23 protein-coding genes and 1 pseudogene are annotated in these 25653 nt (G+C 66.0%); 10 read left to right on the top strand and 14 right to left on the bottom strand.

Annotated features, from left to right (window positions below; genetic code table 11):
- Positions 1–213: 213 nt before the first annotated feature.
- Both DIE11_RS03690 and DIE11_RS03685 read left to right on the top strand, forming a co-directional pair.
- Positions 214–1398 carry an acetylornithine transaminase gene (locus DIE11_RS03690; RefSeq protein WP_124621558.1) on the top strand — a complete coding sequence of 395 codons (1185 nt, stop codon included), beginning with the start codon at positions 214–216 and terminating at the stop codon, positions 1396–1398.
- Positions 1399–1411: 13 nt separating this feature from the next.
- Positions 1412–1867 carry a GNAT family acetyltransferase gene (locus DIE11_RS03685; protein ID WP_124621556.1) on the top strand — a complete coding sequence of 152 codons (456 nt, stop codon included), beginning with the start codon at positions 1412–1414 and terminating at the stop codon, positions 1865–1867.
- 28 nt (positions 1868–1895) lie between these two features.
- Here DIE11_RS03685 and DIE11_RS03680 read toward each other — a convergent pair whose 3' ends face one another.
- The 8 genes and pseudogenes from DIE11_RS03680 to DIE11_RS03645 all read right to left on the bottom strand — a co-directional run bounded on the left by DIE11_RS03680 (position 1896) and on the right by DIE11_RS03645 (position 9270).
- Positions 1896–2567 (bottom strand): DUF2278 family protein, encoded by a 672-nt coding sequence (locus DIE11_RS03680; RefSeq protein WP_059603934.1) that lies wholly within the window; start codon positions 2565–2567, stop codon positions 1896–1898.
- Positions 2568–2855: 288 nt separating this feature from the next.
- Entirely contained in the window at positions 2856–3572 is a 717-nt protein-coding gene (locus DIE11_RS03675; protein ID WP_059603937.1) for an ABC transporter ATP-binding protein, read from the bottom strand.
- Positions 3572–4348 carry an ABC transporter ATP-binding protein gene (locus tag DIE11_RS03670; RefSeq protein ID WP_011352945.1) on the bottom strand — a complete coding sequence of 259 codons (777 nt, stop codon included), beginning with the start codon at positions 4346–4348 and terminating at the stop codon, positions 3572–3574. The genes DIE11_RS03675 and DIE11_RS03670 overlap by 1 nt, the downstream gene beginning before the upstream one ends.
- Positions 4349–4372: 24 nt before the next feature.
- Positions 4373–5542 (bottom strand): ABC transporter permease subunit, encoded by a 1170-nt coding sequence (locus tag DIE11_RS03665; RefSeq protein ID WP_124621554.1) that lies wholly within the window; start codon positions 5540–5542, stop codon positions 4373–4375.
- 19 nt (positions 5543–5561) lie between these two features.
- Positions 5562–6512 carry a branched-chain amino acid ABC transporter permease gene (locus DIE11_RS03660; protein WP_059468282.1) on the bottom strand — a complete coding sequence of 317 codons (951 nt, stop codon included), beginning with the start codon at positions 6510–6512 and terminating at the stop codon, positions 5562–5564.
- Between the two features lie 210 nt (positions 6513–6722).
- A pseudogene (locus DIE11_RS03655) lies at positions 6723–7561 on the bottom strand (branched-chain amino acid ABC transporter).
- 270 nt (positions 7562–7831) lie between these two features.
- Positions 7832–8812: a 4-hydroxy-3-methylbut-2-enyl diphosphate reductase gene (ispH, locus tag DIE11_RS03650; RefSeq protein ID WP_059603948.1), complete on the bottom strand. Its 981-nt coding sequence runs from the start codon at positions 8810–8812 to the stop codon at positions 7832–7834.
- A gap of 2 nt (positions 8813–8814) precedes the next feature.
- Positions 8815–9270, bottom strand: coding sequence for a peptidylprolyl isomerase (locus DIE11_RS03645; RefSeq protein WP_059468284.1), 456 nt, complete (start codon positions 9268–9270; stop codon positions 8815–8817).
- Positions 9271–9405: 135 nt separating this feature from the next.
- Here DIE11_RS03645 and radC point away from each other — a divergent pair, with 135 nt between their 5' ends.
- The 4 genes from radC to nadB all read left to right on the top strand — a co-directional run bounded on the left by radC (position 9406) and on the right by nadB (position 12609).
- Entirely contained in the window at positions 9406–10185 is a 780-nt protein-coding gene (gene radC / locus DIE11_RS03635; protein ID WP_124621552.1) for a RadC family protein, read from the top strand.
- A gap of 238 nt (positions 10186–10423) precedes the next feature.
- Complete coding sequence (gene rpmB, locus DIE11_RS03630; protein ID WP_004186391.1) at positions 10424–10657, top strand: 50S ribosomal protein L28; 234 nt, start codon at positions 10424–10426, stop codon at positions 10655–10657.
- A gap of 17 nt (positions 10658–10674) precedes the next feature.
- Complete coding sequence (gene rpmG / locus DIE11_RS03625; RefSeq protein ID WP_006478046.1) at positions 10675–10842, top strand: 50S ribosomal protein L33; 168 nt, start codon at positions 10675–10677, stop codon at positions 10840–10842.
- A gap of 180 nt (positions 10843–11022) precedes the next feature.
- A complete protein-coding gene (gene nadB, locus DIE11_RS03620) occupies positions 11023–12609 on the top strand; it encodes an L-aspartate oxidase (RefSeq protein WP_059603954.1) in 1587 nt (528 codons plus the stop codon).
- A gap of 89 nt (positions 12610–12698) precedes the next feature.
- On the opposite strand, the gene nadC is transcribed toward nadB, so the two are convergent.
- The 6 genes from nadC to purN all read right to left on the bottom strand — a co-directional run bounded on the left by nadC (position 12699) and on the right by purN (position 19792).
- Entirely contained in the window at positions 12699–13580 is an 882-nt protein-coding gene (gene nadC, locus DIE11_RS03615; protein ID WP_124621550.1) for a carboxylating nicotinate-nucleotide diphosphorylase, read from the bottom strand.
- Positions 13577–14713 carry a quinolinate synthase NadA gene (gene nadA, locus DIE11_RS03610; protein WP_059511738.1) on the bottom strand — a complete coding sequence of 379 codons (1137 nt, stop codon included), beginning with the start codon at positions 14711–14713 and terminating at the stop codon, positions 13577–13579. Before nadA ends, nadC begins: the two co-directional genes overlap by 4 nt.
- A gap of 355 nt (positions 14714–15068) precedes the next feature.
- Entirely contained in the window at positions 15069–16265 is a 1197-nt protein-coding gene (locus DIE11_RS03600; protein ID WP_059468287.1) for an acyl-CoA desaturase, read from the bottom strand.
- A 210-nt stretch (positions 16266–16475) separates the two neighbouring features.
- Entirely contained in the window at positions 16476–17852 is a 1377-nt protein-coding gene (locus tag DIE11_RS03595) for a mechanosensitive ion channel family protein (protein WP_124621680.1), read from the bottom strand.
- Between the two features lie 18 nt (positions 17853–17870).
- Positions 17871–19133, bottom strand: a complete 1263-nt coding sequence (locus DIE11_RS03590; protein ID WP_124621548.1) for an RsmB/NOP family class I SAM-dependent RNA methyltransferase — start codon at positions 19131–19133, stop codon at positions 17871–17873.
- Entirely contained in the window at positions 19130–19792 is a 663-nt protein-coding gene (purN, locus tag DIE11_RS03585; protein ID WP_059603964.1) for a phosphoribosylglycinamide formyltransferase, read from the bottom strand. Before purN ends, DIE11_RS03590 begins: the two co-directional genes overlap by 4 nt.
- Before the next feature lie 123 nt (positions 19793–19915).
- Here purN and DIE11_RS03580 point away from each other — a divergent pair, with 123 nt between their 5' ends.
- The 4 genes from DIE11_RS03580 (at position 19916) to coaBC (ending at position 25630) form a co-directional block, all read left to right on the top strand.
- Positions 19916–20908: a bifunctional riboflavin kinase/FAD synthetase gene (locus DIE11_RS03580; RefSeq protein WP_059603965.1), complete on the top strand. Its 993-nt coding sequence runs from the start codon at positions 19916–19918 to the stop codon at positions 20906–20908.
- 102 nt (positions 20909–21010) lie between these two features.
- Positions 21011–23848, top strand: a complete 2838-nt coding sequence (gene ileS, locus DIE11_RS03575; RefSeq protein ID WP_124621546.1) for an isoleucine--tRNA ligase — start codon at positions 21011–21013, stop codon at positions 23846–23848.
- A gap of 2 nt (positions 23849–23850) precedes the next feature.
- Positions 23851–24351 carry a signal peptidase II gene (gene lspA, locus DIE11_RS03570; protein WP_059603968.1) on the top strand — a complete coding sequence of 167 codons (501 nt, stop codon included), beginning with the start codon at positions 23851–23853 and terminating at the stop codon, positions 24349–24351.
- Between the two features lie 67 nt (positions 24352–24418).
- Entirely contained in the window at positions 24419–25630 is a 1212-nt protein-coding gene (gene coaBC, locus DIE11_RS03565; RefSeq protein WP_124621544.1) for a bifunctional phosphopantothenoylcysteine decarboxylase/phosphopantothenate--cysteine ligase CoaBC, read from the top strand.
- Positions 25631–25653: the final 23 nt, after the last annotated feature.

Below are 25653 nucleotides of genomic sequence, written 5' to 3'. Positions count from 1 at the left end.
ATGCCTTATGCTTGCGCACATGAACCGCTTCCTGTCCGCTCTCCGACGTCGCCGCTCGCCGCTCCGCCCGGATGCCGCCGGCTCGTCACGGACTCGCGCGTAACCCTCCTCCGCTTCACCGGTTACGCACAAGCTGTTCGACCTACCAGCCACGGCCTCCCGTGGCTTTTTTATTGCCCGTTTCCCTTTCAACGTCCGCTGGAGTCTGCTGTCATGCCCCTGAACGATTACCCGATCGACTCGCTGATGTACATCACGAACCGCCCCGACATCGTGTTTACGCACGGCAAGGGTTCGTGGCTCTACGATCACACGGGCAAGCGCTATCTGGACTTCATTCAGGGCTGGGCCGTCAACAGCCTCGGCCACTGCAACGACGGCATCGTCGAAGCGCTGAAGACGCAGGCGGAAAAGCTGCTGAACCCGTCGCCCGCGTTCTACAACGAGCCGATGGCGAAGCTCGCGGGGCTGCTGACGCAGCACAGCGTGTTCGACAAGGTGTTCTTCACGAACAGCGGCGCGGAAGCCAACGAAGGCGCGATCAAGCTCGCGCGCAAGTGGGGCCGCAAGTTCAAGAACGGCGCGTACGAGATCATCACGTTCGACCACAGCTTCCACGGCCGCACGCTCGCGACGATGTCGGCCAGCGGCAAGCCGGGCTGGGACACGATCTACGCACCGCAGGTGCCGGGATTCCCGAAGGCCGAGCTGAACGACATCAACTCGGTCGAGAAGCTGATCACCGACAAGACCGTCGCGGTGATGCTCGAGCCGATCCAGGGCGAAGGCGGCGTGATTCCGGCGACGCGTGAATTCATGCAGGCGCTGCGTGCGCTGACGAAGCAGCACGACCTGCTGCTGATCGTCGACGAAGTGCAGAGCGGCTGCGGCCGCGCGGGCACGCTGTTCGCGTACGAGCTGTCGGGCATCGAGCCGGACATCATGACGCTCGCGAAGGGCATCGGCGGCGGCGCACCGCTCGGCGCGCTGCTGTCGAAGGCCGACGTCGCGGTGTTCGAGGCCGGCGACCAGGGCGGCACCTACAACGGCAACCCGCTGATGACGGCGGTCGGCTATTCGGTGATCTCGCAGCTCGTCGCGCCCGGTTTCCTCGAAGGCGTGCGTGAGCGCAGCGAATACCTGAAGCGCAAGCTGCTCGAGCTGTCGGAAGAGCGCGGTTTCGAAGGCGAACGCGGCGAAGGCCTGCTGCGCGCGCTGCTGCTCGGCAAGGATATCGGCCCGCAGATCGTCGAGAAGGCGCGCGACATGCAGCCCGACGGCCTGCTGCTGAACGCCGCGCGGCCGAACCTGCTGCGCTTCATGCCCGCGCTGAACGTCACGACCGAGGAAATCGACCAGATGATGGCGATGCTGCGGTCGATCCTCGACACGCTCTGAGGAGACCGTCGCGATGGATGCCGCCGCCGAGGCTGTTGCTATCCGCCCGTTCGAACGCGCCGACACCGATGCCGTGCTCGCGGTTTGGCGCGACGCGTTCCCGCACTACGACGAAGCCGACGCGCCGCCGCACCGCGATCCGCTGCGATCGATCGAGCTGAAGCTCGCGACGCAGCCGGAACTGTTCTTCGTCGCGACCAGCGGCGCGCGGGTCGTCGGCACGCTGATGGCGGGTTTCGACGGTCATCGCGGCTGGCTGTACTCGTTCGGCGTGTCGAACGATGCTCGGCGACTCGGCATCGGCCGCGCGCTGATCGCGCATGCGGAACGCGCGCTCGCCGCGCGCGGCTGCCTCAAGATCAATCTGCAGGTGCTGCCTGGCAACGACGATGCGTGCCGCTTCTATGCGGCGCTCGGCTATCGCGTCGAGGAACGCATCTCGTTCGGCAAGTCGCTGCCGGCCGCCTAACGCCGCCGGCAGCCCCCATCAGCCCCCATCAGCGCGTGATCGGCCCCGCGTCCGGCAGCGGATTGCCGAGCGCGTCGGTCGGCACGGCCTGCTGCTCGAACGCCGCGAAATACGCGGCCCATTGCGTCTCGCTCACGCGCACGATCAGTGCGCCGTCCTGCCACACGTCGTTGTGATCGTTGTGGTCGTCGCCCGCGCGGTGCAGGTAGTTCGAGCCCGTCGAACCCTGGTTCATGTGCGTGTCGTGGATGCCGTTGCCTTCCGAATACGTGCGGCCGAACACGACGACGTCGAGCCCCTGCGACTGCGCGGCGTTGACGAGCCGCAGCAGAGACGGGATCGGCTCCGCGTTCTCGGTGCCGTCCATCACGGCGCTCGCGCGCCATGCCCCGGTCTCGTTCAGGATGTCGCTGCGCAGATAGTCGAGCGCCGGCAGCGCGGTTTGCCCGGTGAGATCGTTGTAGCCTTCGGCCGCGGCCGCGAGCGTCGCCGTGACCGGATGATGGAAATCGTAGACGAGCTTGTAGTTCAGCAGGTCGTCCGAGTCGTTGGTGCCGACGTTGATCGCGACGTCCCAGTCGCCGGTCGGCAATGCGAGCGTCAGGTGGATGTGATACTGGATCTCGCCGCCGTGCGGCGAGCCCTTCAGCTGCGCCACCGACGTCACCTTCGCCTTCACGAAACCGTAGTCCAGACTCATGCGTGCTCTCCGTGTCCCGATGGATCGACCATGCTACGCAGCCCGCGTGTCGGTTTGCGGACGGCCGGTCGCGGACGGCCGGTTGCGGACGGCCGGTCGCGGACGGCCTGCTACCGAGTCGCGCACCGCATGGTCGGCGTCACCGCCGAATGAATGGAGTCGCATCCGCACGCACAGTTCGTCGCCGGGCGCGCCGCACGAAAAAAAGCTGTCACGGCATCCCGTGACAGCCTTTCGAAGCCCTTGTGCGGCACGCCGGCATCCGCCGCCGCGCCACACCGGGCCCGCTCATTCACCCAGATACGCGGCCCGCACCTTCGGATCGTCGAGCATCTGCTTCGCATCGCCTTCCATCGTGACCACACCCGAGTCCATCACATAACCGCGGTCGGCCGCCTGCAGCGCGAGGCGTGCGTTCTGCTCGACCAGCAGCACCGTGATGCCCTCCTTCGAGATCTCGCGAACCACTTCGAAGATCTTCTCGACCATGATCGGCGACAGCCCCATCGACGGCTCGTCGAGCAGCAGCAGCTTCGGCTTGCTCAGGATCGCGCGCGACATCGCCAGCATCTGCTGCTCGCCGCCCGACAGCGTGCCCGCGAGCTGCGTCGCACGCTCCTTGAGACGCGGGAAGAAGCCGAACATCCGGTCGACGTCCTTCTTGATCTGCTCCTTGTCGTTGCGCAGGTACGCGCCCATCTGCATGTTCTCGATGATCGACATCCGCGCGAAGATCCCGCGGCCTTCCGGCACCATCGCGAGCCCACGTTTGAGCAGTTCGTGCGACGGCACGCCCTTGATCGACTTGCCGTCGTACTCGATGTCACCCGCCGAATACGGCTTGAGACCCGTGATCGCCTTCATCGTCGTGGTCTTGCCGGCACCGTTCGCGCCAATCAGCGTCACGAGTTCGCCCTGGCGGACTTCCATGTCAACGCCCTTGACGGCCTGGATGCCGCCGTAGTTGACCTGCAAGCCCTTGATTTTCAACATTGCCGCTGCCATCAGTGCACCCCTGCGCCGAGATATGCCTCAATCACCTTCGGATTCTTCTGCACGTCCTGCGGCAGACCCTCGGCGATCACCTTGCCGTAATCGAGCACCGTCATCCGGTTGCACAGCCCCATCACGAGCTTCACGTCGTGCTCGATCAGGAGAATCGTGCGGCCGTCCGAGCGGATCTTGTCGAGCAGGCGCGTGAGTTCGACCTTCTCGGTCGCGTTCATCCCGGCCGCCGGCTCGTCGAGCGCGAGCAGCTTCGGGTCGGTCGCCAGCGCGCGGGCGATTTCCAGCCGGCGCTGGTGGCCGTACGACAGGTTGCGCGACGTGTAGTCCGCGTACTGCAGCACGCCCACGTATTCGAGCAGCTCGATCGCGCGCTCCTTGATCTCACGCTCTTCCTGGCGTTCCGCCGGCGTCTGGAACACCGCGCCGAGCAGCCCGTGCTTGGTCCGCACGTGGCGGCCCACCATCACGTTCTCGAGCGCGGTCATCCCGCCGAACAGTCGAATGTTCTGGAACGTACGCGCGATGCCCGTCTTCGCGACCTGGTGCACCGCGGTCGGCTTGTATTCCGTGCCGTCGAGCTTGAACTCGCCGGAGTCCGGCGTGTAAAGGCCGGTGATCACGTTGAAGAACGTCGTCTTGCCGGCGCCGTTAGGGCCGATCAGGCCGTAGATCTCGCCTTCCTTGATCTCGAGGCCGACGTCGGACAGTGCCTGCAAGCCGCCGAAGCGCTTGTTCACGCCTTTGACGGACAGTCGGATTTGCTTGTCGCTCATGTGTGATATCCCCTTGTCCGTTGGTTAAGCGCGCACCGGCTTCTTGCTGTTGCGCTTCGCCAGTTTCGCGATCTTGTCCTCATGCTTCGGCGCCGGCCACAGGCCTTCCGAGCGGTACAGCATGATGATGACCATCGCGAGGCCGTACAGCGCCTGACGGATCACTTCGGTATCGACGATGTCGTGACCGAAGATCGCATGCTGCAGCGGGCTCATCGTCGAGCGCAGGAATTCCGGGAAGATCGCGAGCAGCACCGCGCCCAGGATCACGCCCGGGATGTGGCCCATGCCGCCGAGCACGACGCAGGCGAGCACGACGATCGATTCCCAGAACGTGAACGACTCGGGCGACACGAAGCCCTGGAACGCGCCGAACATCGAGCCCGACAGGCCGCCGAACGACGCGCCCATCGCGAACGCGAGCAGCTTCACGTTACGGGTGTTGATGCCCATCGCCTTCGCCGCGATTTCGTCCTCGCGGATCGCGGCCCATGCGCGGCCGATACGCGAGTGCTGCAGGCGCGTACACACCCAGATCACCAGCAGCGAGCACAGCACGAACAGGTAGTAGTACATGTACACCGACGGCAGCTGGAAGCCGAACAGCGAGTGCGTCTGCGACAGGTTGAAGCCGGCGACGTGCACCGGATCGATGCCCGTGATCCCCTTCGGGCCGTTGGTGATGTTCACCGGACGGTCGAGGTTGTTCATGAAGATCCGGACGATTTCACCGAAGCCGAGCGTGACGATCGCCAGGTAGTCGCCGCGCAGGCGCAGCGTCGGCGCGCCGAGCAGGATCCCGAAGGTCGCCGCCAGCGCCATCGCGATCGGCACGATGATCAGGAACGGGATGTGCAGGCCGTTCGGCGCGATCGCCGCGATCCACTCGAACTGCGAGGTCAGGTGCGGCGAGCTCAGCAGTGCCGCCGTGTACGCGCCCACCGCGTAGAACGCGATGTAGCCGAGGTCGAGCAGGCCGGCGAAGCCGACCACCACGTTCAGCCCCAGCGCGAGCATCACGTACAGCATCGCGAAGTCGAGCACGCGGACCCAGTAATTGCCGCCTGCCGAGCCGATGATGATCGGCGCCGCGATCACGAAGGCCGCGGTCAGGATGCCGATGATGACGGTCTTGGCCGTGTTGCGTTCTTCGACGAGCGACGTCGAGGATTCGATCGGTTGAATGGATGTCATGTTGTTTGCTCCCCTTCCGTTACGCGCGGTCCGCGACACGTTCGCCCAGCAGGCCCGACGGACGGAACACCAGCACGATGATCAGCACGATGAATGCGAACACGTCCTGGTAGTTACTGCCGAATACGCCGCCCGTGAGGTTGCCGATGTAGCCCGCGCCGAGCTGCTCGATCAGGCCGAGCACCACGCCGCCGACCATCGCGCCGCCGAGGTTGCCGATCCCGCCGAGCACCGCCGCCGTGAACGCCTTCATGCCGGGGATGAAGCCCATGTAGAAGTGCACGTTGCCGTATTCGGACGCGATCATCACGCCGGCCAGCGCGGCGAGCGCGGAGCCGATCATGAACGTCGCCGAGATCACGAAGTTCGGGTTCACGCCCATCAGGCTCGCGGTGTTCGGGCTTTCGGCGATCGCACGCATCGCGCGGCCGAGCTTGGTCTTGTGCACGAGCAGCAGGAGACCTGCCATCACGATGAACGCCACCGCGATGATCACGATTTCAGTCACCGAGATCACGGCGCCGGGCGTCGTGTCGGTCGCCTTGATCACGTTGATCGGATCGGTCGGCAGCAATTGCGGGAACGGCAGCGGGTTGCGCGACCAGATGATCATCGCGGCCGTCTGCAGCAGGATCGACACGCCGATCGCGGTGATCAGCGGGGCGAGACGCGGCGCGCGGCGCAGCGGCCGGTACGCGACACGCTCGATCGTGTAGCCCACGCATGCGCAGACGACCGCAGCGATGCCAAGGCCGATCGTCAGCGTCGCGACGTTGCCGAGTCCGGGGAAGTGGTTCTGCAGCACGGTGATCGCCGACAGGGCGACCATCGCGCCGATCATCAGCACGTCGCCGTGCGCGAAGTTGATGATGCCGAGAATGCCGTACACCATCGTGTAGCCCAACGCGATGATGGCGTAGACACTGCCGAGCACCAGCCCGTTGAGGATCTGCTGGATGAAAATATCCATTTAAAGCTCCTTGGCCCATGCTGCCGGAGGACGTTGCGCCCCGCGGGTAAGCGAGGAATCGCGCCTTCTCGGCGACACTGCGGGTACTAGTCGATACCGGTAAGGGTGGATCGTCCCGGCGCGCGCCGCCCGGCCTGTACGGCCGGACCTGCCGCCGGAGCGGATACAGAACGGCACCGCACTGTTTCGGTGCCATCATGAGTCCCGTCGCTAAATCGTCACGACATCGAGGACGGTGTACTTGGCCTCCTTGAAGTCGTAGGGCACGTGCCGCAACGGCCGGTGTCCGGTTTCCCGAACGCCATGCCTTTTTCCGTCCGGGCCGGGACGAACCCTGCATCCGGACAGATCAGGTTGCGCGCCGCGTCGCCCGCGGGCTCGACCACCTTGGCGACGCACATGCCGTTGTCGCCAAGGGTTTGCGCTCCGATGCCGGACGCCGTCGCCTGCGCTGCAAGCGGGCCGTCCGCCGCCGCCCCCGCGGCGCCCGAACCGGCATCGCGAAGGTGGCGCCCGACTCTCGTCAGGACTGCGTCGGAATCCGTGAAACGAAGCAGACCGCCCGCCGCGACGCGATGGGTCGCGGCGACACGCTGTTTCGTCGAATCGAAATGAAAGGGGACCCGTGACATCTGCACGTCGCCTGCGTTGCCCCGAAACCCGGGCGTCCGTCGTTCGACGCGCCCTGCCGTTGCCGCATCGCGGTCCGCGGCTCGTTGTCGGACAATCTGCAGGCCCGTCGCCCGGTCGATGGCGGCGGCGCCGGCGCGTGCTGCCCGCCGTACCGAATGCATGCCGATCTTCGAGCCCTGCGCGTTGATTTCCTCGATCGCCAAACGTGCCCCGTAGTCCTTGTCACTGTCCGATTGCGCAATGCGGCACACCAATGGCACCGCACGACCGGTTCCGGCAGCGCGCACGTCGCTGGCTGCCAGTGCTGCGCGTGCCGCAGCGTCCCTGCCCGCCTCGTCGTCGCTCTTTTTGCTGCAGCCGGCAGTCATTGCAACCGGTGCGGCGACGGACATGGCGTAAGCCAACTTCACATGCATCGAGTAGGTCTCCCGCGCCTTGCCAAAACCCGATTTCAAAGCCATTCCGGCCTGAAAACGGGCGCATTGTAACTCCATTTATAGGACGCCAATAATCCTGATTCGATGGGGTTTTCCTGCATTGCAACCAATTTTGAGAGGCGGTTCAGCGCGGCGATAGCAACCGGGTTGCACCATTGATGTGAATAATGGTTGCGATCTCGTTTTCGCAACGCAAAAAAAAGCGCGCCAAACGGCGCGCTTCGGGGTATCGCGGGTGCGATGCGGCAATCAGGCGGCAGGCGGCAGGTTCAGCCCGCGCGGCAGCGGAAACGACACGTTTTCCTCGATGCCTTCGAGTGCACGGACGTTGCGCACACCCAACTCGCGCAGCCGCGCGATCACGGCCTGGGCGAGCACTTCCGGCGCCGATGCCCCGGCCGTCACGCCGATGCGGCGCTTGCCGGCGACCCATGCCGGATCGATCTGGTCCGGTGCGTCGACCATGTACGCGGCCACGCCACGCTTCTCGGCCACTTCACGCAGCCGGCTCGAATTCGAGCTGTTCGGGCTGCCGACGACGATCACGACGTCGCACTGCGGCGCCATGAACTTCACCGCATCCTGGCGGTTCTGCGTCGCGTAGCAGATGTCCTGTTTCTTCGGTTCGCGAATCTTCGGATACTTCGCCTTCAGCGCGCCGATGATCTCGGCGGCGTCGTCGACGGACAGCGTCGTCTGCGTGACGAGTGCGATGCGCTCGGGATCGGCGAGCTCGAGCTTCTGCACGTCCTCGACGCTTTCGACGAGATGCATGCCGCGCTCGACCTGCCCCATCGTGCCTTCGACTTCCGGGTGGCCCTTGTGGCCGATCATCACGATGTCGACACCGTCCTGGCGCATCTTCGCCACTTCGACGTGCACCTTCGTGACGAGCGGGCACGTTGCGTCGTAAATGCGCAACCCGCGCACGTCCGCCTCGTCGCGCACGGCCTTCGACACGCCGTGCGCGCTGAAGATCACGGTGTTGCCGGCCGGCACTTCCTCGAGTTCCTCGACAAAGATCGCGCCTTTCTTCTTCAGATCCTCGACCACGTACTTGTTGTGGACGATCTCGTGACGGACGTAGATCGGCGCACCGTGCATCGCGATCGCGCGCTCGACGATCTCGATCGCACGATCGACGCCCGCGCAGAAGCCACGCGGCTGGGCCAGCAGGATTTCGGCATCGGCGGCGACGGTCTGCCCGGACAGCGTATCGGTGGTGCTCATGATTACAGGATTCCGATGATTTTCACTTCGAACGTGAGCGCTTGGCCCGCGAGCGGATGATTGAAGTCGAACAGCGCCGAGGTTTCGCTGACTTCCTTCAGCACCCCTGCATAGCGGCCGCCGTCCGGCGCGTTGAACTCGATCAGGTCGCCCGGCGTGAAATCGTCGCCGACCATCCCGTTCTCGCGCAGCGTCGACAGCGTCACGCGCTGGAGCATGTCGGGATTGCGGGGACCGAACCCCTGCTCGGGCGTTAGCTGATAAGTCGAATGGTCGCCCACCCTGAGCCCGATCAGAATCTGTTCCAGCGAGGGCGCCAGTTGCCCCGCGCCGAGCAGCAGCGTGGCGGGCTTGTCGGAGAAGGTGTTGACGATGTCGGCGCCGTCGGCCAACGCAAGCCGGTAATGCAGCGTGACATGGGAACCGGGCTTCACTTCGGATAGGTCGATGATGCTCATGAATGACTCGTGTTCGTCGGCGCCCGAACTGGCCGAAAGGCCCGGCGCAAAGCCAATATTGTAAGTCACCTGAGCGCGCAAGGCTGAAAGTGCGACGACATCGCGCCCGCGCACGCCGCCAATGGAGTCTGGATCATGCTGTCACCCTGTCTCGCCGCCCCGGCGACCGAATGTCGCGACATCGCCGATGCGCCCGTCGCTCCGGCCCGCCGCATCGACGCAGCCACGCCGCCGCGCACGCGCCGCCCGCGAAACTGGAAACCCCATCTGCCGCGCGAGCGGTTGCTGGAACGCGGGCCGGCCGCGCTGACCGACGCGGAGCTGATCGCGCTGCTGCTCGGCACGGGCGGCGGCGGCCACGACGTGTTCGCCAGCGCCCGCGCGCTGCTCGCACGTTTCGGCGATTCGCTGCGCAACATGCTCGACGCGGAGCCCGGCGCGTTCGCCATGCACCCCGGCATCGGCCCCGCTCGCTCGGCGGTGCTGATCGCGGTGACCGAGATCGTTCAGCGCGCGCTCGCCGAGAAAGCCCGCGAGCGGATGCAGATCGGCTCGCCAGGCGCGGTCGAGGACTATCTGCGGCTCAGGATCGGCACGCGTCCGCACGAAGTATTCGTCACGCTGTACCTGGACGCCCGTCATGGCCTCATCGACGTTGAAGAGAGCGCACGCGGCTCGCTGACACGGATGGTCGTCTATCCGCGCGAGATCGTGCGGCGCGCGCTCATGCTGAATGCCGCCGCGCTGATCATCGCGCACAATCACCCGTCCGGCGCGGTGCAGCCCAGCGCGGAAGATCGCCGCCTGACGCGCATGCTGCACGAAGCGCTCACGCTCGTCGACGCGAAGCTGCTCGATCACGTCGTCGTCGGCACCGACGATACATTTTCGTTCGCACGCGCCGGTTGGCTGTAGACTGTGGCCCGGCGACCCGCCCCGGGGTCTCCGCAACGACGAAGCGAAATTGGGTTTGATTTTTCTGAACTTTTTCTGCTAGAATCGTCGTCTGTCTTTTTTCCAACCAGTTCTAGCCATCGAAGGGCCTTGTCTGTAAAGGCTTCGGCGTTCTGAGTGCAGCCATGGATCACGTGGCGGTACGATGGAACCTTCATCGGCGATCGAACCCCGAATTTAGCGTATTAGGAGTGCTCTCATGGCACGCGTATGCCAAGTAACTGGGAAAGCGCCGATGAGCGGCAACAACGTTTCCCACGCCAACAACAAGACGAAGCGCCGCTTCCTCCCGAACCTGCAAAACCGCCGGTTCTGGGTTGAGAGCGAAAACCGCTGGGTGCGCCTGCGCGTCTCGAACGCCGGCCTGCGCCTGATCGACAAGAACGGCATCGATTCCGTGCTCGCTGACCTGCGCGCACGCGGCGAAGCCTAAGCCCAAGGAGCACAATCATGGCAAAAGGCGCACGCGACAAGATCAAGCTGGAGTCGACCGCTGGTACGGGTCACTTCTACACGACCACGAAGAACAAGCGCAACATGCCGGAAAAGATGGCGATCAAGAAGTTCGATCCCGTCGTCCGCAAGCATGTGGAATACAAAGAAACCAAGATCAAGTAATCTCCGGTTTCTGCCAGCCTGACGGCGACCAAAAAGCCCCGCACATGCGGGGCTTTTTGTTTTGCGCGCACGCGTGGGGTTTTGCGCGCACGCGCGAGCCCGACGCGGTATGCTCTCCTCTTTCCCCGGCCACGGCCGACGGAACGCACAAGAGCTAAAGCGTAACGATGGAGATGCAGCATGAAATTCGACGTGGCGATCGTCGGCAGCGGCCTGGCAGGGCTGTCGGTCGCACTCAACCTGGCCAGCACGCGACGTGTCGCGCTGATCGCTAAACGTTCGATGATGGAGGGGGCAAGCGATCACGCGCAAGGCGGCATTGCGGCCGTCCTCGATTCGGCGGACAGCATCGAGAACCACGTCGACGACACGCTGGTCGCCGGCGGCGGGCTGTGCGACGAAGGCGCGACGCGCTACATCGTCGAGCACGGCCGCGAAGCGATCGAATGGCTGATTTCGCAGGGCGTGCCGTTCACGAAGGACGATGCGGCCGAACTCGGCTTCCATCTGACGCGCGAAGGCGGCCATAGTCACCGCCGAATCATCCATGCGGCCGACGCAACCGGCCATGCGGTGCTCGCGACGCTGTCCGACCGCGCGCGCCAGCATCCGAACATCACGTTCTTCGAAAACCACCATGCGATCGACCTGATCACGTCGGACCGGCTCGGGCTGCCCGGTCGCCGCTGTCACGGGCTGTATGCGCTCGACGTCGACAACGATCGCACGATCACGATCGAGGCGCCGCACACGGTACTCGCGACCGGCGGCGCCGGCAAAGTCTACCTGTACACGACGAACCCCGACACCGCGACCGGCGACGGCATCGCGATGGCGTGGCGCGCGGGCTGCCGCGTGTCGAACATGGAATTCATCCAGTTCCACCCGACCTGCCTGTTCCATCCGTACGCGAAATCGTTCCTGATTTCGGAAGCCGTGCGCGGCGAAGGCGGCCTGCTGAAACTGCCGGATGGCACGCGCTTCATGCCCGCGCACGATCCGCGCGCGGAACTCGCGCCGCGCGACATCGTCGCGCGCGCGATCGACTTCGAGATCAAGAAGCGCGGGATCGACTGCGTGTATCTCGACATCAGCCATCAGCCGGAAGCATTCCTGCGCGAACACTTCCCGACGATCCACGCGCGCTGCCTTGAATTCGGCATCGACATCGCGAAGCAGCCGATTCCGGTCGTGCCGGCCGCGCACTACACGTGCGGCGGCGTCGTCACCGACCTCGCCGGACGCACCGATCTCGCGGGCCTGTATGCGGTCGGCGAGACGTCGTACACGGGGCTGCACGGCGCGAACCGGCTCGCGAGCAATTCGCTGCTCGAATGCCTCGTGATCGGCCGCGCGGCGGCCGAGGCAATCGAGGCCGCCGGCTTCGACGCCGAAACGCCGGGCACGCTGCCCGCATGGGACGAAAGCCGCGTGTCGGATGCGGACGAGGAAGTCGTCGTCGCGCACAACTGGGACGAACTGCGCCGGCTGATGTGGAACTACGTCGGCATCGTGCGCACCGACAAGCGTCTCGAGCGTGCGAAGCATCGTTTGTCGCTGCTGCGCGACGAGATCCACGAGTACTACGCAAACTTCCGCGTGACGCGCGACCTGCTCGAACTGCGCAATCTCGTCGACGTCGCGACACTGATCGTGAAGAGCGCGTACTCGCGCCGCGAAAGCCGCGGGCTGCACTACAGCCGCGACTGGCCGCACACGCTGCCGAAGGCGCTGCCGAGCGTGCTCACGCCCCGCTCGCGCCGCTGAGCGGCAGACCCTTCCGGCTTGAGGCCCACAAAAAAGCCGCTGGCGTTTGCGCGCCAGCGGCTTTTTTCGTCAGACGGACTATCGCGTGGTCAGTCGACGATCCGCATCGAATAGTCGGTCGCGCGCACGTCCTTCGTCAGCGCGCCGATCGAGATGCGGTCGACGCCCGTCTCCGCGAACGTGCGCACCGTATCGAAATTGACACCGCCCGACACTTCGAGCACGGCCTTGTCAGCCGCGACACGCACCGCTTCGCGCATCATGTCGAGCGTGAAGTTGTCGAGCAGCACCGATTGCGCGCCATGCGCGAGCGCCGTGTCGAGCTGCGCAAGCGTCTCGACCTCGACCTGCACCGGCACGCCTGAATCGAGGGCGAACGCCGCATCGAGCGCTTCGCCGACGCCGCCGGCTGCCGCAATGTGGTTTTCCTTGATCAGGATGCCGTCGTACAGCGCGAGACGCTGGTTCTCGCCGCCGCCGACCCGCACCGCGTACTTCTGCGCGAGCCGCAGGCCCGGCAGCGTCTTGCGCGTATCGAGAATCTTCGCGCGCGTGCCTTCGACGCGATCGACGTAACGACGCGTTGCGGTCGCGACGCCCGACAGCAGTTGCAGGAAGTTCAGGCCGTTGCGCTCGGCCGTCAACAGCGCGCGCGCCGGTCCTTCGAGTTCGCAGACCGTCGAATCCGGCGTCATCCGGTCGCCTTCGCGAAACCGCCACTGCACGACGATCGACGGATCGATGCGCGAGATGACGGCCTCGAACCACGGCACGCCGCACAACACTGCTTCCTCACGCACGATGATGCGCGCACGGCGCCGCTCCCCGGCCGGCACGAGCCGCCCGGTCTGGTCACCGGTGCCGACGTCTTCGGCGATCGCATCGGCGACGTTGCGTGCGATCGCTTCGTCGAATGCCGCGCCGTATTGTGCGCGCACGGCTTCGAACAGTGGAGAAACTGCGCCGTTCATGCAGCCCCCACGTTCGCGAACAGTTGCTGATCGCGCTGCAGATCGCCGCTCGCCTGCACGCGCTTCTTGTGCGCCGCTGCGAAATCGAGCATCCGGTCGATCGGCAGACGCGCGCGCGCGCCGATCGCGGGATCGACGAAGATCTCGTTGTGACCGCGCTCGAGCACGTCGGCGAGGTTCGCGAGACCGTTCATCGCCATCCACGGGCAATGGGCGCAGCTCTTGCAGGTCGCGCTGTTGCCGGCCGTCGGCGCGGCGATGAAGGTCTTGCCGGGTGCCGCGAGCTGCATTTTGTGCAGGATGCCGAGGTCGGTCGCGACGATGAAGTGCGTCGCGTCGAACTTCACGGCTGCGTCGATCAGTTGCGTCGTCGAGCCGACGACGTCCGCCTGCGCGACGACGTTTTCCGGCGACTCGGGATGCACGAGCACCTTCGCGTCCGGATACTCGGCGCGCAGCAGGTCGAGCTCGATGCCCTTGAATTCGTCGTGGACGAGGCACGAACCCTGCCACAACAGCATGTCCGCGCCGGTTTTCTTCTGGATGTAGCTGCCGAGATGGCGATCGGGTGCCCAGATGATCTTCTCGCCCCGTGCGTGCAGGTCAGCGACGATCTCGAGGCCGATCGACGACGTGACCATCCAGTCGGCGCGCGCCTTCACGGCGGCGCTGGTGTTTGCGTAGACGACGACGGTGCGATCGGGATGCGCATCGCAGAACGCGGAGAATTCGTCGACCGGGCAACCGAGATCGAGCGAGCAGGTCGCGTCGAGATCGGGCATCAGTACGCGTTTCCCGGGGCTCAGGATCTTGGCGGTTTCGCCCATGAAGCGCACGCCGGCGACGACGAGCGTCTGTGCGTCGTGGTCGCGGCCGAAGCGGGCCATTTCAAGCGAATCGGCGACGCAGCCGCCGGTTTCGTCGGCCAGTTCCTGCAGCTCGGCATCCACGTAGTAGTGAGCGACGAGCACGGCCTTTTCACGTGCGAGCAGCGCCTTGATGCGCGCCTTCAGGGCGGCGCGTTCTTCGGCCGACGGTGCATCGGGCACCTTGGCCCACGCTTGCCCGACGCCACAGACGGTTCCTGCCGAGACCGGCCGGTCGTACTCGACGGATTTGATCGTCGATTGCATCTCCATATCTCCTGTCGGCCCGAGTTAGTGCTTCAGCACTTACTCGGGTCCCATGCTTCGCGGTCGGCCCGAGTCAGTCCTTTAGCACTTACTCGGGTCCCATGCTTCGCGGTCGGCCCGAGTCAGTCCTTTAGCACTTACTCGGGCCCCATGCTTCGCGGTCGGTCCGAGTCAGCGCTTCAGCGCGCACTCCAGCCCCATCCTCTACGCTATCACCCGGAGCGCCACGTCGCCGCGCCCCAAGCCTCACACGAATTCCGGCGCTTCCGGTCGCCCTTCGAAAACCAGCCGCCCAAATGAAAAAACCCCGCCAACGCGGGGTTTGTGACGTCCTGAGATTCTAATCGATTTCGAATCAGGCGTAGCGACGCAGGCGCGTCGCGAATTCCTGCAGCGCCTTGATGCCGCTTTGTTCCGCGCGATGGCACCAATCCTGCAATTGCGCGAGCAGCTGTTCGCGCGAGGCGGTCGAACGATCCCAGATCGCGGCCAGATCCTGGCGCAGCTGGAAGTACGTATGCAGCTTCTGGCTGTTCGCGAAAATCTCCGGCAGCAGCTTCTTCTGCGGCTCGTCGAGGCCGTCGGCATCCTTGTGGAACCACTTGCGCGCGCCACGCATCAGCTGGTACTTCTCGCTCGAACCGAGTTCCTTCAGGTGCGCGAGCTCCTGGCGGTACGCACGCTTCACGGCCTTGCCGTAGCGCGCCATCACTTCGTAGCGGTTCGACAGCACGGCCTGCAGCGTTTCCTGGTCGAGCACCGTCTTCGGCTTGTTCAGACGCGGGGTCGGGGCGACCTTCTTCACCTTCGCGAGACCGAATGCCGACATGATACGGATATACATCCAGCCGATATCGAACTCGTACCACTTGTTCGACAGCTTCGCCGACGTCGCGAACGTGTGGTGGTTGTTGTGCAGTTCTTCGCCGCCGATCACGATGCCCCACGGGAACAGGTTCGTGCTCGCGTCGGCCGAGTTGAAGTTGCGGTAGCCCCAGAAGTGGCCGAACCCGTTCACGACACCCGCGGCCCAGAACGGAATCCAGACCATCTGCACGGCCCACACGGTCAGGCCGAGCACGCCGAACAGCGCGACGTCGATCACCATCATCAGGCTCACGCCAAGGATCGGGTACTTCGAGTACAGATTGCGCTCGATCCAGTCATTCGGCGTGCCGTGGCTGAACTTGCGCATCGTTTCTTCGTTCTTCGCTTCCGCGCGATACAGCTCGGCGCCTTCGAGGAACACCTTCCAGATGCCGCGCGTCTGCGGGCTGTGCGGATCTTCCTCGGTTTCGCATTTCGCATGGTGCTTGCGATGGATCGCGGCCCACTGGCCCGTCAGCATGCCCGTCGTCATCCACAGCCAGACACGGAAGAAGTGGCTCGCGATCGGGTGCAGCTCCAGCGCGCGGTGCGCCTGGCAGCGGTGCAGGTAGACCGTCACGCCGATGATCGTGACGTGCGTGACGGCGAGCGCGAACAGCGCGACCTGCCACCACGAAAAGCGCAGGAGCCCGTGGGAAAGAAAATCGAGCAGGGAATTCAACAAGGCAGTTACCTGTGGTGAGAGCGACGCCGGCGCAGGCCGACGTCATAAAAATGAAAGCATACCGCGTGTAGACCGGAATTTTACTTCAACCGTTCCAAGTCTTTGTAAAAAATGAATATTTTCTTGTCTTGACGCAACGCGGACAGTCCATCGGCGGACCGGGAAAGCCCCGCGCTCCGGTTCTGACCGCCCGAATTGCCCGATTCGCGCCTAGGCCGCCGACGCCCGCCCGTCCCCCGCGCCGTTGACCGCCGCCACGGGCACGCCCTCGGCCACCACGCCGGTCGCGGCAAACCCGTCGGGCAGGCCGACCACGCGCACTTCGCGCTGCGGGAACGGAATCGAGATTCCGTGCTCGCCGAAAAGCCGCCAGATGTTGCGGTTCACGGACGAACGCACGCCCGACGTGCCTTTCGCCGAATCCTCGATCCAGAAACCGAGCTCCAGATCGATCCCGTCCGCGCCGAAGCTGACCAGGTACGCGGTCGGCGCCGGCTCCGCGAGCACGCGCGGCACGCCGTTCGCGGCTTCCGCGAGCACCGAGAGCGCCTGCTCGACGTCGCTGGTATAGGCGACCTGCACGGCGACCTTCGCGTAGCCGCGCGTCAGGTACGACGACTGGTTCTGCACGACGTCGGTGATCAGTTTCTCGTTCGGGATCAGCGTCTCGTTGCCGTCGAGGCCGCGCACGACGGTGTAACGCGTGCGAATCTGCGTGACGACGCCCTGCAGCCCGCCGACGCTGATCGCGTCGCCGAGCCGCAACGAGCGGTCGAGCAGGATGATGAAGCCCGACACGTAATTGCTGGCGATCTTCTGCAGCCCGAAGCCGAGGCCGACGCCCACCGCGCCGCCGAACACGCCGAGCACCGTCACGTCGATGCCGACGAGCGACAGTCCGATCAGGATCGCCGCGAACACGAGCAGCGCGCGGCCGACCCGTGACAGCACGACCTTCAGGTTCGCGTCGAGCGTGGAGGCGCGCGCGAGTCGCTCCTCGAACACGGAGCCGAGCCACATCGCGACCATCAGCGTCACGCACACCCACAGCGCACCGGAAATCACCGACAGCAGCGTCAGGTGCGCATTCGCGACGCGGAACTGCACGCTGTCGAGCCACGCGATCACGTCGCGCTGGATCCCCAGCACCGTGAGCACCATCGCCGCCCACACGATCACCGACACGATCTTCTCGACGATCGAAAGCCACGCGTGCGTGTGGCCGTCACGGGCAAACACGCGCCGCGCGAAGAAGAACAGTACGTAGATCAACCCGATGCCGAACAGCGGCACAAGCGCGAGCGACAGCAGCGACGTCGACATGAACGGGTCGAACCCAAGCTGCGCGGCCAGCACGAACAGGCCGCCGAACAGCGGGAACAGCGCGCGCTTCAGGCTTTGCGCACCGGCACCCGGCGTCCGGCCGGCCGCGCGCCGGCGCGCGTCGATGCGGCCGTGCACGAAGCGCGCGGCGACCCACGCGAAACACAGCGCGCCGACGAGGATCGCTGCCTGCCAGATCATCACGGGCTGGTTGAAGTCGCGGATTACCGACGCGAGCCGGTGCGACAGCAGGCGGTTCTGCATCATCCGTGGGTCCTGCCGTTACTGCGCGCGCCGTTCGAGCACCGCGGCGAAGAAGCCGTCGGTCGCATGGCGGTGCGGCCACAGCGACAGGTAGTCGCCGGTCTCGAGCGCGATGCGCTGGTCGGCCAGCACCTTCTGCGCGGGCACCAGCACGAAGTCCGGATGATCGGCCAGGAACTGCTCGACGATCGCTTCGTTCTCCGCGTCGAGCACGCTGCAGGTCGCGTACACGAGCCGGCCGCCCTTCTTCACGAGACGCGCGGCGCTCGCGAGGATCGACGCCTGCTTCGGCGTGAGTTCCTCGATCGACGTGCGCGTCTGGCGCCACTTGAGGTCGGGGTTGCGGCGCAGCGTGCCGAGACCGCTGCACGGCGCGTCGACCAGCACGCGGTCGATCTTGCCGGCGAGCCGCTTGATCTTCGCGTCGTGCTCGCTGTCGATCAGCACCGGATTCACGTTCGACAGCCCGCTGCGCGCGAGGCGCGGCTTCAGCTTCGTGAGGCGCTTTTCCGACACGTCGAACGCATACAGGCGCCCGGTCGAGCGCATCATCGCGCCGAGCGCGAGCGTCTTGCCGCCGGCGCCCGCGCAGAAATCGACGACCATCTCGCCACGTCGCGGCGCGACCAGCGAGCACAGCAGCTGGCTGCCCTCGTCCTGCACCTCGATCTGACCTTCCTCGAACAGCTTCAGGCGCGTGAGCGCCGGCTTGCCGACGACGCGCACGCCGTGCGGCGCAAACGGCGTCTCGCCCGCGTCGATGCCGTTCGCGCGCAGCGCGTCGATCACCTGATCGCGCGTGGCCTTCTGCGCGTTGGCGCGCAGGTCCAGCGGCGCCGGGTAGTTCAGCGCCGCGGCGAGCTGCGCGAGTTCCTCGGCATCGAAACGGGCCGACAGCGCCTGGTAGATCCAGTCCGGCAGGTTCGTGCGCACGCGCACCGGCAGGCTCGCCGGATCGATCTTCGACACGTGCTCGAGCCACGCGGCCTCGGTGTCGGACACGAACGGCTTCAGCGCATTGCGGCCGAGCGTCTGCATCAGGCCGAGCAGCGTCAGGCGCCGCGCGGGGCTGCCCGTGCCACTCTCGGCCAGGTGCGAAAACTCCATCTTCCGGCGCAGCACCGCGAACACCGCCTCGGCGATCACGCCGCGCTCGGCGTGGCCGAGCTTCGGGTGCGCGCGGAAGAACCGGCTCGTGGTCGCGTCGGCGGGGCCGGTGAACTTCAGCACCTCGGCCAGCAAGGTCTCGGTCTGGCCAATCAGGAATCCGTGCAGCTTCATACGCCCTCGCTCGTTTCGGTATGCGGTTGATCCGCGAAAATCCAGCGCGCCTCATCCGGCGGCACCACTGCCCGGCCGTTCTCGAGGCGCAGGCGCCCCTCGACGAACCAGCGCACCGCACGCGGATACAGCACGTGCTCGACCGTCAGCACGCGCTGCGCGAGCGCGGCCGCGTCGTCGCCCGCGCGCACGGGCACCGCGCCCTGCGCGACGATCGCGCCGCTGTCGAGCTCGGGAATCACGAAATGCACGCTCGCGCCATGCAGCGCGACGCCGGCATCCAGCGCCTGCTGGTGCGTGTGGATGCCCTTGAAGCTCGGCAGCAACGACGGATGGATGTTCAGCAGCCGGCCCTCATATCGTCTGACGAAATCGGGCGTAAGGATGCGCATGAAGCCGGCGAGCACGACGAGATCAGGCGCGAAACGGTCAATCTCGGCGGCGAGCGCCGCGTCGAAGCTGTCGCGGCCGTCGAACGAGCGATGGTCGACCACCGCGGTCGCCACCCCGTGCGACGCGGCAAAAGCCAGGCCGGCCGCGTCGGGCCGGTTGGCGATCACGGCAGCGACCTCGGCCGGCCAGCGTTCCTGCGCGCACGCGCGGACGATGGCCTCCATGTTGCTGCCGCGACCGGAAATCAGGATCACGAGTTTTTTCATCCGCGAATTTTACCATTCGCCCCCGCGTTTCCCCCCTTCTCGGCCGCCGGGCCGCCCGAACGTTTATAATCTTCTGCTTTGCGGCATCCCACCGCCCATTCCCCGACCGCTGCATCCGCTATCGTGAAAGTCTTCCGCGGCCTGCCCAACGCCGAGAGCCGTGCCCCGTGCGCGCTGACGATCGGCAACTTCGACGGTGTCCATCGCGGCCACCAGGCCCTGCTTGCGCGCGTGCGCGCGGCAGCGGACGCGCGCGGCCTGCCCGTGTGCGTGATGACGTTCGAGCCGCACCCGCGCGAATTCTTCAATCCGGCCGGCGCGCCGCCGCGCATCGCGATGCTGCGCGACAAGCTCGAGGCGCTGCGCGATCACGGTGTCGACCGCGTCGTCGTCGAGCACTTCAACCACACCTTCGCGAGCCAGTCGCCGCAGGCGTTCGTCGAACGCACGCTGGTGAACGGGCTGCACACGCGCTGGATGATGGTCGGCGACGATTTCTGCTACGGCGCGAAGCGCGCGGGCACCTTCGACACGCTGAAGGCGGCCGGCGAACAGTACGGCTTCGAGGTCGAGCAGATGGGCACGGTCGCCGGCAGCGACGGCACGCGCATCTCGAGCTCGGGCGTGCGCGCCGCGCTCGCCGCGGGCGATCTCGGCGCGGCTGCGCAGGCGCTGGGCCACGGCTATGCGATCAGCGGCCACGTCGCGCACGGGCTGAAGCTCGGCCGCGACCTCGGTTTCCCGACGCTGAACCTGCCGATCGCGCACAAGCGGCCGGCGCTCGCGGGCATCTTCGTCGTGCAGGTGCACGGCCTCGGCCCCGACCCGCTGCCGGGCGTCGCGAGCCTCGGGCTGCGCCCGACCGTCGACGATTCCGGCCGCGTGCTGCTCGAAGTCCACCTGCTCGACTGGCACGGCGACGCGTACGGCAAGCTGATCCGCGTTGAATTCCTGAAGAAGCTGCGTGACGAGGCGAAGTACGACGATCTCGAGGCGCTGTCGCGCGCGATCGCACTGGACGTCGCGAACGCGCGCGCGTACTTCATCGAGCGCGACCGTGCGCCGGGCAGCCGCGCGACCGGCTTCTCGACGTCGGCAACCGACCGAATTAGCTGATCCGGACGGCGGCGCCTGGCGCCGCACCCTCGCGCCGCCCACTCACGCGCATCCCCGATTCACGACGCCCGAGCGTCCCCCGATTTAGATAGCGATCCCATCATGAGCAACAAGAAAGCCGATTCGAAACCGCAGGCCAAGTATCCGGTCAACCTGCTCGACACGCCGTTCCCGATGCGCGGCGACCTGCCCAAGCGCGAGCCGCAGTGGGTCAAGGAATGGGAAGAGCGCGGCATCTACGAGAAGATCCGCGCGGCCAGCCAGGGCCGGCCGAAGTTCATCCTGCACGACGGCCCCCCGTATGCGAACGGCGACATCCACCTCGGTCATGCGGTCAACAAGATCCTGAAGGACATCGTCGTCAAGTCGCGCAACATGGCCGGCTTCGACGCACCGTACGTGCCGGGCTGGGATTGTCACGGGATGCCGATCGAGATCCAGATCGAAAAGCAGTTCGGCAAGTCGCTGCCGGCGGCCGAAGTGATGAGCAAGGCGCGCGCGTACGCGACCGAGCAGATCGAGAAGCAGAAGGTCGGCTTCAAGCGCCTCGGCGTGCTCGGCGACTGGGCGAATCCGTACAAGACGATGAACTTCGTCAACGAGGCGGAAGAGATCCGCGCGCTCGGCAAGATCATCGAGAAGGGCTATGTGTATCGCGGGCTGAAGCCGGTGAACTGGTGCTTCGACTGCGGCTCGGCACTCGCCGAGGCGGAGGTCGAGTACAAGGACCGCACCGACCCGACGATCGACGTGATGTTCGCATTCGCGGAACCGGAAAAGACCGCGCAGGCGTTCGGCCTGCCGGCGCTGCCGCGCGCCGAGGGCGGCATCGTGATCTGGACCACCACGCCGTGGACGATCCCCGCCAACCAGGCGCTGAACCTCCATCCGGAAATCGTCTATGCGCTGGTCGACACCGAGCGCGGGCTGCTGATCATCGCGCAAGAACGCGTCGAAGCCTGCATGACCGAGTTCAAGCTGACCGGCCGCGTCGTCGCGACCACCCCCGGCGTGAAGCTCGCGAACCTGCGCTTCCACCACCCGCTCGCATCGGCCCACCCCGGCTACAAGCGCACCGCGCCCGTCTACCTCGGCGACTACGTGACGACCGATACGGGTACCGGCGTCGTGCACTCGTCGCCCGCATACGGCATCGAGGACTTCCAGTCGTGCAAGGCGCACGGGATGACCGACTCGGACATCATCAACCCGGTGATGGGCGACGGTCGCTACATCGAATCGCTGCCGCTGTTCGGCGGCCTGTCGATCTGGGACGCGAACCCGAAGATCGTCGATGCACTGAACGCGGCCGGCTCGCTGTTGCGCAGCGAGAAGTACACGCACAGCTACATGCACTGCTGGCGCCACAAGACGCCGATCATCTACCGCGCGACGTCGCAGTGGTTCGCCGGCATGGACGTCACCCCGCGCGACGACGGCAAGACGCTGCGCGAAACCGCGCTCGAGGGCATCGAGGCGACCGCGTTCTACCCGTCGTGGGGCAAGCAGCGCCTGTTCAGCATGATCGCGAACCGTCCCGACTGGACACTGTCGCGCCAGCGCCAGTGGGGCGTGCCGATGGCGTTCTTCGTGCACAAGGAAACCGGCGAGCTGCACCCGCGCACGCTGGAGCTGCTCGAGGAAGTCGCGAAACGTGTCGAGCAGTCGGGCATCGAGGCGTGGCAGACGCTCGACCCGCGCGAGCTGATCGGCGACGACGCGAACCTGTACGAAAAGAACCGCGACACGCTAGACGTATGGTTCGATTCGGGCACGACGCACTGGCACGTGCTGCGTGGCTCGCACAAGGATCAGCTGCAGTTCCCGGCCGACCTGTACCTCGAAGGCTCGGACCAGCACCGCGGCTGGTTCCACTCGTCGCTGCTGACCGCGTCGATGATCGACGGCCGCGCGCCGTACAAGGGCCTGCTCACGCACGGCTTCACGGTCGACGGCGAAGGCCGCAAGATGAGCAAGTCGCTCGGCAACGGCATCGACCCGCATGAAGTCGCGAACCGACTCGGCGCGGAAATCATCCGCCTGTGGATCGCGTCGACCGACTATTCGGGCGAGCTCGCGATCTCCGAGGAAATCCTGAAGCGCGTGACGGAAGGCTATCGCCGCATCCGCAACACGCTGCGCTTCCTGCTCGCGAACCTGTCGGACTTCGACTATGCGCAGCACGCGGTGCCGGTCGACGAATGGCTCGAGATCGACCGCTACGCGGTCGCGTTCTCCGCGCAACTGCAGACGGAACTGCTCGGCCACTACGAGAAGTACGAGTTCCACCCGGTCGTCGCGAAGCTGCAGACGTACTGCTCGGAAGACCTCGGCGGCTTCTACCTCGACGTGCTGAAGGACCGCCTGTACACGAGCGCGGCCGATTCGCGCGCACGCCGCTCCGCGCAGACCGCGCTGTACCACCTCACGCACGGCCTGCTGCGCGTGCTCGCGCCGTTCCTGTCGTTCACGGCGGAAGAAGCGTGGAAGGTGTTCCAGCCGGCCAGCGACACCGTATTCACGGAAACCTACTACGCGTATCCGGAAGTTGCCGGCTCGGCCGCGCTGATCGAGAAGTGGGCGCTGCTGCGCGACGTACGCGGCAACGTGACGAAGGCGCTCGAGGAGGCACGCACCGCGAACCGCATCGGTTCGTCGCTGCAGGCGGAAGTGGCCGTGCATGCGAGCGGCGCGCGCTACGACGCACTCGCGAGCCTCGGCGAGGACCTGAAGTTCGTGCTGATCACGTCGGCGGCAACGGTCGTGAAGGTCGACGACGAAGCGCAGGAAAGCGTCGACGTTGCGGCGTCGAAGTACCAGAAGTGCGAACGCTGCTGGCACTATCGCGAGGACGTCGGCGCGCACGCCGATCATCCGACGCTGTGCGGCCGCTGCTTCTCGAACCTGTTTGAAAACGGCGAAACCCGGAGCGCTGCTTGAATATGGCGAAGACTGTGTCGAAACCGGCCAGCGGCGCGCTCGCGCCCTGGCTCGGCATTTCGCTGATCGTGATCCTGTTCGATCAGCTGTCGAAGATCGCGATCCTGAAAACGTTCGCGTACGGCGCGCAGCATGCGCTGACGTCGTTCTTCAACCTCGTGCTGGTGTACAACCGCGGCGCCGCGTTCGGCTTCCTGTCGACCGCGAGCGGCTGGCAGCGCTGGGCGTTCACCGCGCTCGGCATCGGCGCCACGCTCGTGATCTGCTTCCTGCTGCGCCGTCACGGCCAGCAGCGACTGTTCAGCCTGTCGCTCGCGCTGATCCTCGGCGGCGCGCTCGGCAACGTGATCGACCGGCTGATCTACGGCCACGTGATCGACTTTCTCGATTTCCACGTCGGCGCCTGGCACTTCCCGGCGTTCAACCTCGCCGATTCCGCGATCACGATCGGTGCGGTGCTGCTGATCTACGACGAACTGCGTCGCGTGCGCGGCTCGCGCTGAGCGCGCATACTCGGTGTCGACGGCCGGCTTCGCGCCGGCCGTTCCGTTTGACCCTTGGAGGCCTGAGTTGGCACACGCAGAACTCGCAGGAAAACACCTCGTTCTCGGCCTGACGGGCGGCATCGCCTGCTACAAGATCGCCGAGCTCACCCGGCTGCTGACGAAGGCAGGCGCGACCGTGCAGGTCGCGATGACCGAAGCCGCGACGCAGTTCATCACGCCCGTCACGATGCAGGCGCTGTCCGGCCGGCCCGTCTACACGAGCCAGTGGGACGCACGCATCGACAACAACATGGCGCACATCGACCTGTCGCGCGAAGCCGACGCGATCGTGATCGCGCCCGCGTCGACGGATTTCCTCGCGAAGCTCGCGCACGGGTTCGCGGACGACCTGCTGTCGACGCTGTGCGTCGCGCGCGACTGCCCGCTGCTCGTCGTGCCCGCGATGAACCGCCAGATGTGGCAGAACCCGGCCACGCAGCGCAACGTCGCGCAGTTGCGCGCCGACGGCGTGTCGGTGCTCGGCCCCGATTCGGGCGCCCAGGCCTGCGGCGAAGTCGGCGACGGCCGCATGCTCGAACCCGAGGCGATTTACGAAGCGATCGTCGCGCACTTCGCGCCGAAGGTGCTCGCGCACCGGCGCGTGCTGATCACGGCCGGCCCGACGTTCGAGCCGCTCGATCCGGTACGCGGCCTCACGAACCGCTCGAGCGGCAAGATGGGCTTCGCGCTCGCGCGCGCCGCGCAGCAGGCCGGTGCCGACGTGCATCTCGTCGCGGGGCCGGTCGCGCTCGACACGCCGTGGGGCGTGTCCCGCCAGGACGTGCAGACGGCACAGCAGATGTACGACGCGGTGATGCAAGCGGTGTCCGACGCCGACATCTTCATCGCGGTGGCCGCGGTCGCCGACTGGCGCGTCGATCATCCGGCCGAGCACAAGATGAAGAAGACGGCCGACCGCAAGATGCCGGCACTCGCGTTCGTCGAGAACCCGGACATCCTCGCGTCGGTCGCGGCGCTGCCCGATCCGCCCTATTGCGTAGGGTTCGCGGCCGAAAGCGGCGACCTCGACGTGCACGGCGACGAGAAGCGCAAGCGCAAGAACGTGCCGCTCCTGGTCGGCAATCTCGGCCCGCTGACGTTCGGCCGCGACGACAACGAAGTCGTGCTGTTCGAGGCGGCCGGCCTCACGCGCCTGCCGCGCGCACCGAAGGACGAACTCGCGCACGTGCTCGTCGCGGAAATCGCGAAGCGCCTGCCGGACAACCGCCTGATCTGATCACCCGCGCGGCGGCCCGCACC

Source organism: Burkholderia sp. Bp9012, assembly GCF_003853825.1.
In the GTDB taxonomy this organism is placed as follows: Bacteria; Pseudomonadota; Gammaproteobacteria; order Burkholderiales; family Burkholderiaceae; genus Burkholderia; species Burkholderia diffusa.
Note: the sequence above shows the minus strand (reverse complement) of the source record. Positions and strands in the feature narration are given on the sequence as shown.

Bases quoted from the DNA above. Each gene is read 5' to 3' on its own strand.
- DIE11_RS03690 (WP_124621558.1), top strand. From the start codon at position 214: ATGCCCCTGAACGATTACCCGATCGACTCGCTGATGTACATCACGAAC.
- DIE11_RS03685 (WP_124621556.1), top strand. From the start codon at position 1,412: ATGGATGCCGCCGCCGAGGCTGTTGCTATCCGCCCGTTCGAACGCGCC.
- DIE11_RS03680 (WP_059603934.1), bottom strand. From the start codon at position 2,567: ATGAGTCTGGACTACGGTTTCGTGAAGGCGAAGGTGACGTCGGTGGCG.
- DIE11_RS03675 (WP_059603937.1), bottom strand. From the start codon at position 3,572: ATGGCAGCGGCAATGTTGAAAATCAAGGGCTTGCAGGTCAACTACGGC.
- DIE11_RS03670 (WP_011352945.1), bottom strand. From the start codon at position 4,348: ATGAGCGACAAGCAAATCCGACTGTCCGTCAAAGGCGTGAACAAGCGC.
- DIE11_RS03665 (WP_124621554.1), bottom strand. From the start codon at position 5,542: ATGACATCCATTCAACCGATCGAATCCTCGACGTCGCTCGTCGAAGAA.
- DIE11_RS03660 (WP_059468282.1), bottom strand. From the start codon at position 6,512: ATGGATATTTTCATCCAGCAGATCCTCAACGGGCTGGTGCTCGGCAGT.
- ispH (WP_059603948.1), bottom strand. From the start codon at position 8,812: ATGAGCACCACCGATACGCTGTCCGGGCAGACCGTCGCCGCCGATGCC.
- DIE11_RS03645 (WP_059468284.1), bottom strand. From the start codon at position 9,270: ATGAGCATCATCGACCTATCCGAAGTGAAGCCCGGTTCCCATGTCACG.
- radC (WP_124621552.1), top strand. From the start codon at position 9,406: ATGCTGTCACCCTGTCTCGCCGCCCCGGCGACCGAATGTCGCGACATC.
- rpmB (WP_004186391.1), top strand. From the start codon at position 10,424: ATGGCACGCGTATGCCAAGTAACTGGGAAAGCGCCGATGAGCGGCAAC.
- rpmG (WP_006478046.1), top strand. From the start codon at position 10,675: ATGGCAAAAGGCGCACGCGACAAGATCAAGCTGGAGTCGACCGCTGGT.
- nadB (WP_059603954.1), top strand. From the start codon at position 11,023: ATGAAATTCGACGTGGCGATCGTCGGCAGCGGCCTGGCAGGGCTGTCG.
- nadC (WP_124621550.1), bottom strand. From the start codon at position 13,580: ATGAACGGCGCAGTTTCTCCACTGTTCGAAGCCGTGCGCGCACAATAC.
- nadA (WP_059511738.1), bottom strand. From the start codon at position 14,713: ATGCAATCGACGATCAAATCCGTCGAGTACGACCGGCCGGTCTCGGCA.
- DIE11_RS03595 (WP_124621680.1), bottom strand. From the start codon at position 17,852: ATGCAGAACCGCCTGCTGTCGCACCGGCTCGCGTCGGTAATCCGCGAC.
- DIE11_RS03590 (WP_124621548.1), bottom strand. From the start codon at position 19,133: ATGAAGCTGCACGGATTCCTGATTGGCCAGACCGAGACCTTGCTGGCC.
- purN (WP_059603964.1), bottom strand. From the start codon at position 19,792: ATGAAAAAACTCGTGATCCTGATTTCCGGTCGCGGCAGCAACATGGAG.
- ileS (WP_124621546.1), top strand. From the start codon at position 21,011: ATGAGCAACAAGAAAGCCGATTCGAAACCGCAGGCCAAGTATCCGGTC.
- lspA (WP_059603968.1), top strand. From the start codon at position 23,851: ATGGCGAAGACTGTGTCGAAACCGGCCAGCGGCGCGCTCGCGCCCTGG.